The organism is Vibrio sp. OPT18 (genome assembly GCF_015163615.1).
GTDB classification, from domain to species: Bacteria; Pseudomonadota; Gammaproteobacteria; order Enterobacterales; family Vibrionaceae; genus Vibrio; species Vibrio coralliirubri.
The window spans coordinates 37351-52632 of sequence record NZ_JADDYK010000041.1; the positions used below are offsets into that span (position 1 = coordinate 37351).

At 45.4% G+C, this 15282-nt stretch carries 15 protein-coding genes and 1 pseudogene; 7 read left to right on the top strand and 9 right to left on the bottom strand.

What is annotated here, in order from left to right:
* Nucleotides 1-102 precede the first annotated feature (102 nt).
* A complete protein-coding gene (locus tag IQQ51_RS09575; RefSeq protein ID WP_193840908.1) occupies nt 103-1002 on the bottom strand; it encodes a homocysteine S-methyltransferase family protein in 900 nt (299 codons plus the stop codon).
* A gap of 136 nt (nt 1003-1138) precedes the next feature.
* Nucleotides 1139-1336, bottom strand: a pseudogene (locus IQQ51_RS09580) (IS110 family transposase); the annotation flags it as partial.
* Between the two features lie 94 nt (nt 1337-1430).
* On the opposite strand from IQQ51_RS09580, the gene IQQ51_RS09585 reads away from it, so the two are divergent.
* From IQQ51_RS09585 to IQQ51_RS09595, 3 genes are all read left to right on the top strand, one after another.
* Nucleotides 1431-1907: a hypothetical protein gene (locus IQQ51_RS09585; protein ID WP_193840909.1), complete on the top strand. Its 477-nt coding sequence runs from the start codon at nt 1431-1433 to the stop codon at nt 1905-1907.
* Nucleotides 1908-1968: 61 nt separating this feature from the next.
* A complete protein-coding gene (locus IQQ51_RS09590) occupies nt 1969-2316 on the top strand; it encodes a DUF3024 domain-containing protein (protein WP_193840910.1) in 348 nt (115 codons plus the stop codon).
* A gap of 72 nt (nt 2317-2388) precedes the next feature.
* The gene (locus IQQ51_RS09595) at nt 2389-3090 is read left to right on the top strand and encodes a lipoate--protein ligase family protein (protein WP_193840911.1); all 702 of its coding nucleotides are present in this window, start codon (nt 2389-2391) and stop codon (nt 3088-3090) included.
* 57 nt (nt 3091-3147) lie between these two features.
* On the opposite strand, the gene tsaA is transcribed toward IQQ51_RS09595, so the two are convergent.
* Together tsaA and IQQ51_RS09605 are read right to left on the bottom strand one after the other, a co-directional pair.
* Nucleotides 3148-3549 (bottom strand): tRNA (N6-threonylcarbamoyladenosine(37)-N6)-methyltransferase TrmO, encoded by a 402-nt coding sequence (gene tsaA, locus IQQ51_RS09600; RefSeq protein WP_193840912.1) that lies wholly within the window; start codon nt 3547-3549, stop codon nt 3148-3150.
* A gap of 33 nt (nt 3550-3582) precedes the next feature.
* Nucleotides 3583-4473: a DMT family transporter gene (locus IQQ51_RS09605; protein ID WP_193840913.1), complete on the bottom strand. Its 891-nt coding sequence runs from the start codon at nt 4471-4473 to the stop codon at nt 3583-3585.
* Between the two features lie 119 nt (nt 4474-4592).
* On the opposite strand from IQQ51_RS09605, the gene IQQ51_RS09610 reads away from it, so the two are divergent.
* Nucleotides 4593-5177 (top strand): TetR/AcrR family transcriptional regulator, encoded by a 585-nt coding sequence (locus IQQ51_RS09610; protein ID WP_017082605.1) that lies wholly within the window; start codon nt 4593-4595, stop codon nt 5175-5177.
* Nucleotides 5178-5308: 131 nt separating this feature from the next.
* On the opposite strand, the gene IQQ51_RS09615 is transcribed toward IQQ51_RS09610, so the two are convergent.
* From IQQ51_RS09615 to IQQ51_RS09625, 3 genes are all read right to left on the bottom strand, one after another.
* Complete coding sequence (locus tag IQQ51_RS09615) at nt 5309-6184, bottom strand: radical SAM protein (protein ID WP_017087617.1); 876 nt, start codon at nt 6182-6184, stop codon at nt 5309-5311.
* A 208-nt stretch (nt 6185-6392) separates the two neighbouring features.
* A complete protein-coding gene (locus IQQ51_RS09620; RefSeq protein WP_193840914.1) occupies nt 6393-7214 on the bottom strand; it encodes an SDR family NAD(P)-dependent oxidoreductase in 822 nt (273 codons plus the stop codon).
* 210 nt (nt 7215-7424) lie between these two features.
* Complete coding sequence (locus IQQ51_RS09625; RefSeq protein ID WP_048609935.1) at nt 7425-8270, bottom strand: enoyl-CoA hydratase/isomerase family protein; 846 nt, start codon at nt 8268-8270, stop codon at nt 7425-7427.
* A gap of 327 nt (nt 8271-8597) precedes the next feature.
* Here IQQ51_RS09625 and IQQ51_RS09630 point away from each other — a divergent pair, with 327 nt between their 5' ends.
* Together IQQ51_RS09630 and IQQ51_RS09635 are read left to right on the top strand one after the other, a co-directional pair.
* Nucleotides 8598-9971 carry an MATE family efflux transporter gene (locus IQQ51_RS09630; RefSeq protein ID WP_193840915.1) on the top strand — a complete coding sequence of 458 codons (1374 nt, stop codon included), beginning with the start codon at nt 8598-8600 and terminating at the stop codon, nt 9969-9971.
* Between the two features lie 9 nt (nt 9972-9980).
* Nucleotides 9981-10895, top strand: coding sequence for a LysR family transcriptional regulator (locus IQQ51_RS09635; RefSeq protein WP_048614380.1), 915 nt, complete (start codon nt 9981-9983; stop codon nt 10893-10895).
* A gap of 128 nt (nt 10896-11023) precedes the next feature.
* Here IQQ51_RS09635 and IQQ51_RS09640 read toward each other — a convergent pair whose 3' ends face one another.
* Nucleotides 11024-13096 (bottom strand): alkyl/aryl-sulfatase, encoded by a 2073-nt coding sequence (locus IQQ51_RS09640; RefSeq protein ID WP_193840916.1) that lies wholly within the window; start codon nt 13094-13096, stop codon nt 11024-11026.
* 188 nt (nt 13097-13284) lie between these two features.
* On the opposite strand from IQQ51_RS09640, the gene IQQ51_RS09645 reads away from it, so the two are divergent.
* On the top strand, nt 13285-14187 hold the full coding sequence (locus IQQ51_RS09645; protein ID WP_048609931.1) for a LysR family transcriptional regulator: 903 nt from the start codon (nt 13285-13287) through the stop codon (nt 14185-14187).
* On the opposite strand, the gene IQQ51_RS09650 is transcribed toward IQQ51_RS09645, so the two are convergent.
* Nucleotides 14184-15083 carry a DMT family transporter gene (locus tag IQQ51_RS09650; RefSeq protein ID WP_193840917.1) on the bottom strand — a complete coding sequence of 300 codons (900 nt, stop codon included), beginning with the start codon at nt 15081-15083 and terminating at the stop codon, nt 14184-14186. The genes IQQ51_RS09645 and IQQ51_RS09650 overlap by 4 nt on opposite strands.
* Between the last annotated feature and the right edge of the window lie 199 nt (nt 15084-15282).

Here is a 15282-nt window from a genome sequence, read left to right on the forward strand (position 1 = left end):
AATCGTTGTTTTGTATCAGTGTACTCAGAGACGTCACATACAAATAGAGAACAGATTTCTCAACCTGTTCTCTATTTATTTTATTCTAGTTGAAGATCTGGATCAGCTCTGTGTGGAGCGTTTCCAATCGGCTAGGGCTTGAATGTGTTTTGGCCCGATGCCACAACAGCCACCGATAATATTCGCGCCCAGTGCATGCCAGCGTTTGGCGTAAGTTAAATAACCTTGGCCATCCAGCTCACGCATCTCCTGAAACATATCATTCGCTTCATGTTCGTTGCTGATAGGCGCAAAGTTATTGGCGTAGACACCAATGTCTAAATTACTGCCTAGCTCATCGATCACTTTCTTGGCATCGATAATGGCTTGATCCATCACTTCAGGCACTGAACAGTTAAACATAATGCCTGTCGCGTTTGATTGGCAGGCAAGTTTGATGGCGTCTGTTACGCTCTCGCCAGAACGAATATTGGCAGAATCGCCCTTGGTATCTTCCAAACTGAATGCGTAGTAACACGGCTTATCTGACTGCTTAAGAACCGCATGAATGGATTCGAACTCTTGCAGGCTGCAGATGGTTTCCGCTATCCAAAGATCGATGTTTGGATCCTGGGCATCGTAAAGCGTTTGAATGATTGGCGCTGCCTCTTCTACCTTAAACAAGTCTGGTCGGTAGCTGCCAAATGGCGGTGGAATCGCGCCCGCCACTTTTACGGTGTGAGAAGCATTGTTAGCAACTGCTTTAGCCAGCTCACCAGACAGTGCGGCTAGTTCAAAACCTCGTTGTTCGAACAGCTCTGCACCCAAGTGAAAAGGCACACACGCGTAGCTATTGGTGATTAGGATTTCAGCACCTGCATCGACAAAGTTTTGATGCGCTTGGCTAACAAATTCGGGTGCTTCAATCAGCGCTTGAGCACTCCAAAGCGGTTGAGAAAATGGCGCGCCAATTTCTTTGAGTTCTCGGCCCATGCCGCCATCAAGTATGGTTAGTGTTTTCATATTCAATACTATCTAAACAATTGCTGAAGTTCTGCCGCCACCATATCAGACAACCTTGTTAGACAGAAGCCATCAAGACTCTGTGTTATTGAGAAAATGTGTCGGACTGCTTTGGAGATAGCCACGGCATAATTTAGATCACCCTTTCCCAATAATGTTCACCACCACACGCATCAATTTCTATACGCATGAGTGGCATATTTGCTATTGTGGTCAGTAGTTTAGAGCGAGTTACCGACTTATGAAGTATGACCTTACCATTTTGGTCTACGGCATGAAGACTGAAGTGGTTTTTAGCTAGGTCGATACCGCAGAAATAAGAAAAATCAGACATGGTGCCTCCGGTGCAATTAAGTACCACATAAGTGTGGCAGATCCTCGGCAGGGGGAATCCATGTCATTCGTTATATTGCAATTGAAATTCGGAGGTGGAATTGCTCACTTACTTAGATGTTATAGATACAGCAATAAAAATAGGCTTGGGTGCTCTTATCTCGGCAGTTGCAGGATATGCCGTTCTTTGTAAAACAAACTCTCATGCTGTCGATAAAGAAAAGCGAGAACGCTTTTATACTGTGCTAGAAGAGAACAAACAGAGGTATGTGGATTTTTTAGCTCAATCGCACCAGTTGGTCTACGAACATATTCGAGTTAGCTGTGCATTTGACTCTTCTGGATATTTTGCATATTTGAAAACATACAATCATATTCAAGTTGTGGGGAGTGAAGATATAAGGGTCAAAGCTGGTGAGCTATTTGAATCGGTAAACCAGTTTATTCTTCTTAATAAAAACAACCCAGATAAAACAGTCTATAACGTCATGAGACAAGATGTGAATGTTAAAATTACAGTGTTTCAAGCAGTAGCAAAATTAGATTCGGCTCAAACGTATACAACAACATAACAAACCACTCAAACGCTCGGCACTTTTGGTTTGAAGTTGATTAATAGCTTAGGTAACTGATATGGCATTCTCTGAAATCGAACAAAAACGATATGAAAAAGCAGTTGAGATCTATCTGGACTCTCGTCGACCACCTGTAGAAATTAGGGACCAGTTAGATTTGGGATATCGAGTGAATGGGCAAGCAATAGAAATATTCGAAGTTCGCCCGAAATGGAACGACCCAAGTGAAAAAATGGAAAGTCCTATAGCCAAAGTGATGTACTACAAATCACGTAATGAGTGGGCAATCTATTGGATAAAATCTGATTTAAAATGGCACATTTACGAACCGACAGCAGAGGTGAAGAGCCTTGAGGCGTTTTTTGAGGTTCTAAATGCGGATGTGTACGGAAGTTTTTGGGGATAACTAGCCCCATCGCCCACCAATTATTTCAGAACGCTAAATTCTAAGTCACCACAATCTGTAGAGGAAAGTGCATTGAAGCTAACGAATAAACTCGTACGTTACCCGCACATTGATGTTGATCGTGCGTTTGAAAAAGAAGCTGAATTATTGCAGCAGATACAGGCGGGTGAGATTGGACAAGCCTTAATGCTGTGGCAAGCAAAATCGCCGACACTCGTTTTGCCCGCAGGTAAAAAGTGGCCAGTGACGGTGGAATCTAGAAAGCAACTCGCGGCACAAGGCTGGCAACTCACCTCACGTAAAACGGGTGGTGCTCCCGTTCCTCAACTGCCGGGGATCATTAACCTATCGCATATTTATCATTGGCCTCGTGATGAAGCCTACAACATCCAAAAAGCGTATCGACATTTATGCGACGTCTTAACCCTGTTTTTCAAAGAACTGGGCATCGATGTGGATGTACACGCCACCCCCGGTTCTTATTGTGATGGCGACTATAACCTCAATATCAATAAACAAAAAATAGTGGGCACTGCGCAGCGTGTTTTGCTTAAACAAGGGGGTGGCCAAATCGTACTTTCGCAAGCCTGTATCTTGTTGGATATCGACCTAGAGAACATTGTTGCGCCCGTGAATTTTTATAATCAAGTTTGTGGAAATCCAACCGTGGTGGACGCGCAAGTTCATACTCCGTTGTCCGCACATCTGACAACTCTACCCAACGTAGACTCACTCTTTCAGCAGTTAAGCCAAGCTTTCATCAAGCATGCGTGATACCAACCTTTCGTTAACGGACAGCTCGCTTTTGGTTTAGGAAGACCAACTTCTCGCTTATCCCTTCTCTCTATAGATCGCCGGCTTGATGTCCAATAGAGGTGTGTTATTCAAGCAATCTAAGCCTCTCACGGTTACGGTGCCATTCTCGATTTTTTCAATCGGTAGTACGGCGGCACCGATTGGGTTTGGTCTGTGCGGTGAACGTAGTGCGAAGGTGCCTTTGGTCGGTGTTTCGTCATTCCTGCTTTGTAGCAATTCATCTCGGTTAGCGCCTTCTAGCCAATAGAGAATCAGGATGTGGTCGCTACTGTTTAAGCCCAATAAACCTTGCTGATAAGCGTCATCTAAGATGATTTCACAGGTCGGGCCGTTGTCCGGTTGGATGTTATTCGGACACTCCGAAACCGAGTGATAAGGCGTGGTAATTCGGCCAATAAATTTCAGTTCTGCAGCCATATTTAGCTCCTATTAGTCTCTTTATTAATCTATTTATTTGTCATCGCTTTTCATGGTCACTAAGGTGTAGATGAAGATCGTAGTCAAGATCACCACACCACCGATAATACTGGTCGTTGGCGGGATCTCGGTGAAGAAGATAAACGCCCAAACTGGCGCTAACACAGTTTCCAACATCAGAGTCATTGATACTTCTGGTGCGGTAATGTGGCGCGTTGCGACCATAGATAACACTCGCCCTACAGGTGCCGTAAACAAGCCCATCATGCCCATGATTAACCACGTTTCAACGCTGTAGCTTGATGGTGTTGCGAAGAAAAACATCACAACCGCGAGCAACAAACCACCTAGGCCAACGCTCGCCAATCGGCTGACGTCTTGATATTTACGCAGTAAGGTAAACATCATAGATAAACAGATCACTGCGAATACCGCTAAAGCATCTCCCATCCAATTGCCTGAAGAAAACGAACCCGAAACCACAACCGTAATGCCAATCATCACCGCGACAATGGCAACCAAAGTCGAACGGCTGGTGGCTTCTTTCAAGATTAACCAGCTGAAAATAGCAGCAACCGCAGGGGCTGCACTGAGGATGACAAAGGTATTGGCAATCGAGGTCATCTTGATGCTGAACACCAAGCCTGAGGCACTGCCGAGCATAAGAATACCCGCAGCCAACAATGGCCAACCGCTCTGAATCACAGCTTTTCGGATACCACGTTTGTCGTTGAACTTAAGCAAAATCGGCATCGAGATTGCGCTGAATAAGCCGAACAAAAAGGCAGTATCGAATCCGCTGACACCGGCATAACGAATGAAGATTGGATCAATACTCATTAATACGGCACCTGCGATCGCGAGGGTAAAGCCGAGGGTTCGTGTGTTTCTTGCTTCAGTTTTAGGGAGGTTCATTGTCGTCATTTCTCTATCCAATTATCTATCATCAATAAATCATACTGGTGAGTATGATTTTAAAAATTGGTTGAGTCAATACAAATCATACTTTAAAGTATGATCTCTGTTTTGGGGTGGATGAAGTAATGAGCAAGATTGAGCAGAACAAAGAGAAGAAACGACTCGCGATTTTAAAAGCGGCGAAGGAGATATTCCTCGCGGAAGGCTATGTGCAAACCAGCATGGACCGAGTCGCTAGTGAAGCGAAAATGACGAAGCAAACGCTTTATCGTTACTTCTCTTCTAAAGATGTGTTGTTTGAAGCGACGTTAAGACAAATGGGTAGCCAGACAGACGATAAGTTGGTGATGCATTTGCAACACGCCGATACTCGACAAGCGCTATTGGGCTTCGCAAAAGACTTCGTTTTGTTTCACCTTTCGAGCGAGCATATTGCGACCTTTAAGCTGTTGATAGCAGAAGGCAGTAAGTCTCCAGAATTAGTGAGTCGTTTTATGGACGTTGGCCCAGATGATACCGATCGCGTGCTTGCTCAGTTTTTCAATGAGCGATTCGATATTGAAGAACCACAAACCAAAATTAAGCTTTGGCTTGGTATGGTGATGAGTGTCAGAGAGGGTGTGTTGATGGGAATGCCTGCACCCACAGAACAAGAGATTACAGCTCACGTTGAAGCGAGTACTGACTTGTTGTTAGCGGCTTTGGCTTAGGTAGGGCTGTGAATCTGAAAAAGTAAGATATACGTTAGGCGCTGCTGGACTTTGATTATTCCATAATATGGAGTTGCAACGCCTGTCGTTTGGTCTGTTTACGTTTACTGGTTACGAATTAAATCGAGCTATTACCAAGCAAAGGTCTTAATAACATTTTGCTTGGTGATTGGGTTATGCGCGATGTCTTGATTGATCTTATCAAGAAACGGCTTGCGAGCCTGAGGCAACATGCCACGCATTGGTGATATGTTGTTGCCGTGGTCGCCCCAGTAGTAGCAATCGAAATCTTCTAGGTTTTCGAGTAAGTATTTTTCTTCTTCCAGAATCTGCAATGGCGTTGGTAAAACAAACTCGCCACGGTTTACTTCTTTTTCCAACACCGATCCCGGTTGAACGGCTAAAGCCATAGGTGCAATTGCATCTGGCTGCATGATGTTCAGCAAGCTAGTGGTATTAATTGCATGCTCGACAGAACGTTCTTTGCCGCCAAGGCCAAAGATGAAAGAAGCCAGCACCTTGATGTCTGCTTCACGGGCTAGGTTCATGCCCTCAATTGCGTGCTCACGCGTCATGCGCTTTTGAATGCGTTCAAGCACAATTGGGTCACCTGACTCCAAACCTGAATAGGCCATGCTTAAACCTGCCGACTTAATCTCTTTTAATTCAGACAAGCTCTTACGACGGAAGTCATTGAACCCTGAATACAGAGAAATGTTCTTGATCTCTGGGAAGGTGATCTTGATGTAATCCAGAATCGAAATCAGCATCTCGGTTCTAATCGCCATTACGTTACCATCGACTAAAAAGATAGACTCTACATGCGGGTAGATCTTTCTCGCCGCGTCAATATCTTCAAAGATGTCTTTGATATCTCTTACTTTGAAACGCTTATCATCAAACATCGTGCAGAAGGTACATTGGTTGTTACTGCACCCCAATGTTGTCTGGATGAGTACGCTCTCTGCTTCCATCCAAGGACGATAAACTTTACCTTCAAAACGCATAAATGCTCCTCGGCCGTAGCCTGTGTTGTTTCGACGAGGGCAAGTTTAGCAATCTGCATCTTGGGTGATAATTGGGCAAAGCGGGGAATCAGTATTAAAGAAATTTTAATAATCGAAAGAGCGCGCAGTTCTTTGTCTGTATGGATAGAACTGCGGCTTGGATTGTGTGTGGGGGGAGTGTTAGTGGTCGTTTTTTACTAATGAATGATCAGTGCGCAACGCACAGCTTTTCTTCGAGCAATTGATCAAGCACGGTCACCAGCTTGTGGTTCTTGGTGTTGTCTAATGCGTCGGCGTGCGGGTCTTTGAACAACCCAGAATCATTATCAAAATATTGACCAGAAGCGTTGGCAAACTCATCACTGAGCGCAGCACGACAAAGAATATCGGCCCCGATAGCAAGGTCGTTACCATCAACACCATAAGCATCTTTCACCAATTTACTGCCAAGGAAAGAGGCTGGGTTTACAGGGATAATTGCGGTGCCTTTGTCTAAAAGAGTATTGGCTAATTCGATGGACCACATCGTTAGTGCCAGCTTACTTTGCGCGTAAACCGGACCATCAAGTTCACCCGCATTGGGGCTAATCAATGCTTCTAAATCTACGGTTGCTTGGGCTGCTGAAGATAGGTTGACGATACGACCTGTCGCATCAAAAAGAGGAAGCAGCTTTTGTGTCAGTAGATACGGCGCAATGGTGTTTACGACAAAACGCACATCAAGATTGTCTGGAGTGGTGATGTCCGACACCTTATACACACCTGCGTTGTTAATGAGTATATCGAGTCGTTTGTGATCGCTTTTGATTTGGGTTGCGAGCGCCTCAACTTCAGAGAGCGTCGATAGATCTGCGATGTAGCTTTCGATGATTGCATTCTTAGACAGGCGAGACAGAGCGGTCACGATTTTATTGACCTTAGCTGGGTTGCGGCCATGAATCAGAACATGGTGCCCTTGTTGCGTCAGTGCTTTTGCGGTCTCTAAACCAATGCCATCCGTGGCCCCTGTGATCAGAATTATTTTTTGCATGTTCCGTCCTTCAAAAAATAGTTTGAACAACTTTATAACAAAGATTAATGACGCATAGTTGCATTTGGCTCACAAGCTGAAGACTCAAATGTGAGCCTATGGGACAAATAATGACCATTTTAACACTTAGTGGTTAACAGATGGCGTTTAAGCATTAAGTAAGACTATGGGTCAGTTTGTGGCTGACCCAAATTAAGAGTAGTGAATGAGTTATTTGATGTCTTGAACGTTCATAACCAGAGTTTCCCAGTTACGTTGGTTTTCCATATCGTGCTCTAGGCCTTGCTCATCGGCAATTTGGAAGCGCTTAACCGCAGGGGTTTTGCTCGTAGCTTGATACAACCAGTAAGCCTCTGCTTTGAGTGCTTCGTCGATCGGTTTATCGATAGACTCGTACACCGCTTGCTTACATGCATTGATCGATTCGGCAGGGAATTGAGCGATTCGTTTAGCAAGCGTATCGACGTATTCACCAATTTCATCCGGCTCTAGTGCCTTGTTGATGGTGCCGTATGCTTCGGCTTCGTCAGCATCAAAGTCTCGTGCACTTAGGACGATTTCGAGTGCGCGACCTAAGCCGACTTGGCGTGCCATACGTGATGCGCCGCCACCACAAGGAAGGATGCCCATACCCACTTCCATTTGCATGAATTTGTATTTACCACGAGCCGCGAATCGCATGTCACACGCCAGTGCAAATTCGTGGCCTCCACCTCGAGCGAACCCTTCAAGCTTGGCAATGGTGGCTTGTGGCAGTTTGCTGATTCTTTCTAGCACCACTTGCAGGTCGAGTAACTTCGCTTCTTCACGAGAAACGGCTTCTGTCGACATGTCTTTTAATAGATTAGTGTCGTAGTGGCAGACCCAAACTTCAGGGTTTGCTGACTGAAATACCACGACCTTGATGTCACGATCGCGCTCTAGTCTCATTGCTAAACCATTGAGGTCGGCAAGCATCTCTTGCCCTTGAACATTCACAGTACCGAAGTCAAAAGTGACGGTAAGAATTCCATCCTCGGCTTGAGCTTTAAACGTTGTATAACCTTGATATGCCATTTCCATATTCCTTCTGAGAGATTTCATTTCAGCCTATTCAGTGTGAATGCGACCTAAATTCAGGCTAGCGAGGAATGTTCGAACCAACAATTAACCATTAAACGAAACACTATTAACGAATTATTAAGAGTTTTGGTGGGTTTTATAATTTCAATATATTCAGTGTCTTAGGTGGTTATTTTAACGTTGAAGGTATCTTGCTAATTCGATTGTCAACGAAATCTAAAAACTCATTCCTTGTCTGGCGCTCTTATCCTTTTCATTTAGCTTCGTATACTGCTCAACTAGGTAATTAGCCCCAAGGTACAGACAAGAGTGAACCGACTTATGCAGATGAGATCCGCGACTTTGAAAACCATTATTGAGAAAACGCTGCCACTGACGCTGGGTGTGTTTGCGATCATGATGGTGCAATTGGTCGATTCGATCTTTATTGGTCAGCTAGGGGTTAATGAGTTGGCGGTTCACGGTATCACCTTGCCATTCCAAGCGGCGTTTACCGGGGTTCAAGTGGGCATCGGTGTGGCGGCAACGTCCATTATTTCTCAAGCGGTAGGGGCAAAGGAGCAACGTAAATCTACTTCAATTGCCACGTTGTCGGTCGGGTTTGGTGTCTTGGTGATTGCTCTGATCTGCTTAGGCCTGATTGTTTTTAGCGATTCTGTTTTCGCGTCGTTTGTGAATGATGTCTCTGACGCTCAATACCAATCCATGCTGTCGATTTTTAATGTGTACTGGCCGTTGTGGCTGTTCAGTGCGTTGATGGTGGCAGTGCTTTATCTGGCCACCTGCGTTTATCGTGCCAATGGTGATACTAAAACAACCGGCAGCATGTTCTTGGCTGCCAGCGTGATTAACCTAATTCTCGACCCTATTCTGATCTTTGGATTGGATATGGGCATTGCAGGGGCGGCGATCGCATCGAGCATTGGCTACGCATTCGGCGCAATCTACATGCTAATCAAGTCTCGCGGCAAGGGTTGGTTTGGCTTCAATGGCGCGTGCCGTAACCAAATTAAAGGCTACAGTTTTGAGCTATTCAAGACGGTAATGCCAACCACTGCGAATCAGATATTACCTGCGGTCAGCGCATTCTTCTCAATGCTTTTGATTGCGAGAATCGGAACCGATGAGATGGCTTTTTGGAGCTTACTCGCCCGTGTTGAAAGTTTTATGCTGGTGTTTTCTCTTGCTCTGACGATGTCTATCCCGCCTATGATTGGTCGTTACCTAGGGGCGCAGCAGCGATGCAAAATCCCCGAGCTATTGAATACAACAGCGAAGTTATTACTGGTTTTCCACACTGTGATGGCCGCATTATTGGCGCTGTTTAGTGGCTGGATTATTCCTGTTATCTCGGAAGAACAAAGCATACGCAGCTGGTTTGAAGTGACCTTGTTATTTATACCATTCAGCTATGGCCCACTAGGGCTGTGCATGTTGGTTGCTTCGGTCTTTAATGCCTTGGGTGTGCCTCGTAAAGCTTTGAATGTCTCTTTCTTACGCTTGTTTGTTTTCTACATTCCTGCTTTATGGCTCGGCTCGATAACTGGAGACATGATCAATGCGGTTATTGCTGCGACCGTCGCCAATGTTTTAGCGGGCGCTTTTGCATGGTTTAAGCTTAATGCCTATATTAAAACTCACATTGTCCCTCGTGCCGCTGCGGCCAATAAGCAGCGTGTACTCAGCGCAGGCTAGCCATTATTGATGAATATTGAACATCTAAAATTGTTTGTGCGACTCGCGTCTACGCACAATATCAGTCAAGCAGGACAAGAGCTTGGGTTGTCACCTCCGGTAGCCAGCATTCATATCGGAAAGCTCGAAGAGAGCCTAGGCGCTCGTCTTGTGCATCGTACAACGAGAAAGGTTTCCCTGACCGAAGAAGGTATGGCATTTCTTCCTCACGCCAAGCAAATCCTTTTGAGTGTCGAAGCGGGCGTTGCCTCTGTCGGAACCGGTAATGAATTACCAAAAGGGGTGTTGCGAATATCTGCGCCTTCATCGTTTGGTCGCATGCATGTTATGCCAGCGCTAAAAGGCTTTTTGGCTAAGTATCCAGATCTGTCGGTAGACATTTCACTCAGTGATTCAATCGTCGATCTGGTCGATGGCGGTTTCGATGTGGCGATCCGTAATGCGGAGCTACAGAACTCGAGCCTGATCGCTCGTAAGCTCTCGACTGATAAACGTATTCTGTGTGCGTCGCCAGAATATTTGGCAGCTCATGGCTATCCGAAAACACCAGAAGACCTCAAGCAACATCAATGTATCAATCAAACCGGCTTGGAAGGGTGGACGTTCGATACGCCAGAAGGCGATGTCACCATCAAGAAGAAAGGTGCTATCCGTGTTGATCACGGTGAAGCGGTAAGGGATGTATGTGTCGATGGCTTGGGCATTGCCATGTGTGCGACTTGGATAGCATACAAGCAGCTCGCGGAAGGTTCGTTGGTTGAGGTGTTGCCAGATTACCCTTTAAAAGATGAGGCGGCTATTTGGGCGGTATACCCGAGTGCACAGCTGCTTGCGCCTAAGGTTCGCGTATTTATCGACTACTTTGTGCAATATTATGGTTCACCTTCTTATTGGGATTGCGAAGTAAACGGTCAAGCTCAGTAGCGATTCAGAAGCACTTATTGATAACAAATAAGAAAGCCCCAACCAAAAGGTAGGGGCTTGTTTTTATGTTCTTCATAGAACGTTTTTTCTAGCTAACTGCTGTTGTTTTTATTTAGTGTATCTGGCGTTTAGTGGGCGTGTACCGCTGAATCTTGGTATAGCTCTGCATCAACTTCTTCGCCTTTGTTTGGACGCGGTACAATCTCAAAAGAGGTGTCAGCTTCTGTTAGTGAAGACAGCAGTTTGCTAAGTGATGTCTTATCACCTTTCACGCCTGCTTGTCCGTCTTCTAACAGTTTTCCAAGGCTTGTTTTCTTAAGCACGATGTCAGACACGTCAGACTTATTGATGATCAGTGTTGTATCCGCATCTTGCAGCTCGTTCACTTGGATGTTGTTCAGGTTGCCGTTAGACATTTCAACGTAGTAGAACTCTTTTACATCAGGCAACTGAATATTCAACGTAAATGGTGTTTCTTGTGCCTTTAGCGAATCCACTTTTACTGCTAAGTAATCCAGCAAGTTCTCAATGGTCATGTTCGCTAACACATCCGGAGATGCAGTCTTTGGTGCGCCCGGTTGTGTGCCAATACGAAGCTCTTGAGCGCCGGTTAGGTAGATGTTTCTCCAACCTGCCCCTTCTGATTGATAACCCAATTGCTCGTACGTATCTGCCAATAAGCCACGTGCAACTTTGTTCTCTGGTTCTGCTTGAATCACCTTATTCAGTGCTGTTGCAACGAAGCGATATTCACCTTCTTGGAAGTCTTGCTGCGCTTTTTCAATCACAGCGTCGCTGCCGCCCATGTATTCAACAAACTTCACTGACTCTGGCTTGATTGGTAGTGGATTTAGGTTAGCTGGGTTCATGTCGAAGTAACCAAGATACATGTTGTACACCGCGCGGGCGTTGTGAGAGTAAGTACCGTGGTAACCGTTGGTGTGCCAAGACTGTTGAATGCTGTCTGGCATGACCTTGTAAATCTCGTCCCCGATGTCTTGTAGAACCACACCGTTATTGGCTAAGCGAAGCGTTTGGTTATGAGTAAAACCGTAAGCGTCACGCTGCATTTTTAGGTAATCAGAGATCTCTTGTTCGCCCCAGATTGGCGATGAGTGAGACGCAAACAGCACCTCAGTATCTTCACCCCAAGTGACTAACATCTCGTTGATCTTCTTAGACCATTTCAAGCCGTCACGTACTTTAGCGCCACGCAGCGTGTACAGGTTATGCATGCCTTGGTAAGTCAGCTCGCCAGTCCAAAGTGCTTTCATGCTTGGAATATACGTCACCATTTCAGAGGCCGCTTCGGTACCTGAAGCATCCATGAATTGCATTTCTAGGCCGTCAATAACCAGAGTTTCAATCTCTTCGTTATGGTTCAGCTCGTAGTCTGGCAGTACGTAAGTAATGCTACCGGTTGATAGGCCTTTCGACAGTGCAGCATCCACAATACCGTGTTCGTGTCGGTTCAGGGTTGCGCCATATTGATAAGCAGTACGACGAGACATTGCATTACCCGCCAATACGTTTTCGTCGACGATCTCTTTAGTGATGTTTTTCGAACCGTACACTTTTACATCTGGGTACGCGTCTTTGATTGCTCTTGCGCCACCAAAGTGATCAGCGTGCGAGTGAGAGTAAATCATAGCAACGACGGGCAGTTCGCCGCCATCAGGCACATTGCTCTTGAAGAATTTGAGTGATTTAGCGGCCGCTTCTTTGGTAAGAAGAACGTCGTAAGCGATCCAACCGTTGTCACTACGAATGAAAGAGATAGACGCTAAATCTGCCCCTCGAACTTGGTAAACTTTACCCGGAACAACTTCATATAAGCCTTCTGCTGCTTGGTTCAATACCGCTTGGCGCCACAGTGAAGGGTTTACTGAATCTGGTGCTTGGTCTGCATTCGTCACACTTGGGTCGATAAAGTTAAAGCTATTGCGAATGATGTCGCCCGTCTCTTGGTCGAAGCTAGCAATAAGACCCTTGTTGTTATTGTCGAAAGCGCGAGTGTCGGCAAAGTTAAGTGTTTTTGCGAACTCTTGGTTTGCCTTGGTCGTCATCTCGGTTGCGCTTTTGCCACCTTGGTCGCCAATTTCGCTGAAGTGTGCGTGGTCATGGTTAGCTGCAACTGTAGGGAATGCGAGCGAGATAGCTAGGAATAGTGATGCATTTTTGAACGTGCGTGAAGTCGTCATAAGAGCCTCTTCATTTCAGAATTTTGTTTCGTTGAGGCGATTATAGGAATAAGACATATAGCAAAAAATAAAGTAAGCTTTATTTAATACATCACGATTGGCTATGTATTGAGTCATACAATGGTTGGGGAACGAACACGAATCCTGACCTATGATTGATTAAGACCACATTGACAGGGAGAGTAACGGTGAGCGACGTGGAAAAGTTGGATTTAAATCTATTGAGCGTGTTCTTAGAAGTGTATCGATTAAAGTCGATCACGCTTGCATCAGAATCGCTTGGTATGACTCAGCCTGGGGTTAGCGGGGCATTGAAGCGATTGCAATCTCAGCTTGATACCGACCTGTTTATTCGTGAAGGGCGTGGGATTATTCCGACTAACGCTGCGGTGCAATTGGCAGACCGAGTAGAGCCTGCTCTAGAAGGGATAAGCAGCGCAGTAAGCACTTTAAAGACATTTGATAATCAGCAGCATCATGTGTTTCGTATCCTGGTGAATGAGATTGGATTAACCAAGCTTCAACCTCTCGTCGAGCAAGATGAGACGTTGGGCAATATCTCGATTGAATTCAATATGGTCCCGAACAACGAAGAAGAATTATTGCAAGGCTTGAGCATGCAACAAGCTGATTTAGCGATTGATATCCATTACCCGCAAGTTAACGGCTACATGAAGCAGCCTGTGATTGAGGATGCACTCGTATTGATAGCTCGAAAGGGGCATCCTAGAATCAATGGTTCAGTGACTGAAGAGCAATATTACAACGAAAAGCATGTTACTTTTAGAATGCGTCGAACCCGTTTATATACGGCAGATTATTTTACCAAGTCACCACTGAAACAGAGAAAAGTGAGTGCAGAGTGTGACTCACTGATGACCATGTGTGTGCTGGTATCGGGCTCAGATTGTGTTGGCAGCACGTCGCGTGATTTTGCCAATCAATTTTCTGAACCTTTCCAGCTTCAAGTCCTTGATCAGCCGTTTGAAATCTTACCGATGCAGCAATACATGATCTGGCATAAGAGAACCGATTTGAATCCTGCTCATCAGTGGTTGAGAAACAAGATTCAACAATACATGGCTGATTAACGAGCCGCTCTTGCTGCTCGTTTTTGTTTGGCGCTCTCTATCATCTGAGAAGGCGTCATACCGGTCACTAGCATGGTGCCGGTAATAACCAGAACCGAGCCGAAAATGGTGTTAAGACCGATCGCTTCGTCTAGGAACAGGTTGCCCCACAAGATGCCAAACACTGGGATCAAAAAGGTTACAGACAGAGCCGAAGGCGCACCCAGTTCAGAAACGAGATTGAAGTAAAGCAAGTAAGCAAGGCCAGTACACACCGCGCCTAATAAGATCACCGATGTGGTGATGGTTAGATCCGGAGCCTCTCTCATCGGCATAAAAAAGACAAACGGCAATACGATTAAGACCGCCGCCCACATGCTGCCATGTGCATTATTGAATGCCTCAACTTTAGGTGCTTGTTTGGTATAGTTTGATGCTATTCCGTAGCTAAAGGCAGCCATCACCGCAGCTAAAATAGGAAGTACAGCCTCATGGCCAATGTTTATTGCATCCCAACCAACGAGTACTCCTACTCCCGCTACCCCAATCCCAAGTCCTAATAGAACTCGCGCCTCGAGTGCTGTTTTAGTCCATACCGCACCAATGATTGCTGCCCATATTGGCGCGGTAGAGTTCAAGATGGCGAGTGTCGAGGCGTTCAGTGTCTGCGCGGCATAAGCGAACAGTAAAAAGGGAACTGCGGTATTAAACAACCCAAGAATAAAGAAGTGTTTAGCGTGAGTGTTGAACGTCAGCTTTTTTCTTAAATACAAAGACACCAACAGTAGCGTGATTGCTGCAAATAGTACTCTTGCTTCAATCAACACTGCTGGGCCCAATGGATTAGCGGCAATTCTCATGAACAGAAACGAACCGCCCCATATCGCAGCGAGAGTTATTAATTTTAGAAAGTTCACGGCGTATATCTCAGAATGTGTAAAACACCGACTATTGATCAAAGCTATATATTACACAAGCTTAGATATTAATACTGTGCAGCTAATTGTTGTGATTTTGATAACCAAACGGCTCGCTAAATAGGAACACTTTTGATGAATTCTGTTCTGTTTATCCTTCCTGATTTGGCGGGTAATCTAGCGTTAGACATCAAACTTA

Bases quoted from the DNA above. Each gene is read 5' to 3' on its own strand.
- IQQ51_RS09605 (WP_193840913.1), bottom strand. From the start codon at position 4,473: ATGACGACAATGAACCTCCCTAAAACTGAAGCAAGAAACACACGAACC.
- IQQ51_RS09615 (WP_017087617.1), bottom strand. From the start codon at position 6,184: ATGCGTTTTGAAGGTAAAGTTTATCGTCCTTGGATGGAAGCAGAGAGC.
- IQQ51_RS09620 (WP_193840914.1), bottom strand. From the start codon at position 7,214: ATGCAAAAAATAATTCTGATCACAGGGGCCACGGATGGCATTGGTTTA.
- IQQ51_RS09625 (WP_048609935.1), bottom strand. From the start codon at position 8,270: ATGGCATATCAAGGTTATACAACGTTTAAAGCTCAAGCCGAGGATGGA.
- IQQ51_RS09630 (WP_193840915.1), top strand. From the start codon at position 8,598: ATGCAGATGAGATCCGCGACTTTGAAAACCATTATTGAGAAAACGCTG.
- IQQ51_RS09635 (WP_048614380.1), top strand. From the start codon at position 9,981: ATGAATATTGAACATCTAAAATTGTTTGTGCGACTCGCGTCTACGCAC.
- IQQ51_RS09575 (WP_193840908.1), bottom strand. From the start codon at position 1,002: ATGAAAACACTAACCATACTTGATGGCGGCATGGGCCGAGAACTCAAA.
- IQQ51_RS09640 (WP_193840916.1), bottom strand. From the start codon at position 13,096: ATGACGACTTCACGCACGTTCAAAAATGCATCACTATTCCTAGCTATC.
- IQQ51_RS09610 (WP_017082605.1), top strand. From the start codon at position 4,593: ATGAGCAAGATTGAGCAGAACAAAGAGAAGAAACGACTCGCGATTTTA.
- tsaA (WP_193840912.1), bottom strand. From the start codon at position 3,549: ATGGCTGCAGAACTGAAATTTATTGGCCGAATTACCACGCCTTATCAC.
- IQQ51_RS09590 (WP_193840910.1), top strand. From the start codon at position 1,969: ATGGCATTCTCTGAAATCGAACAAAAACGATATGAAAAAGCAGTTGAG.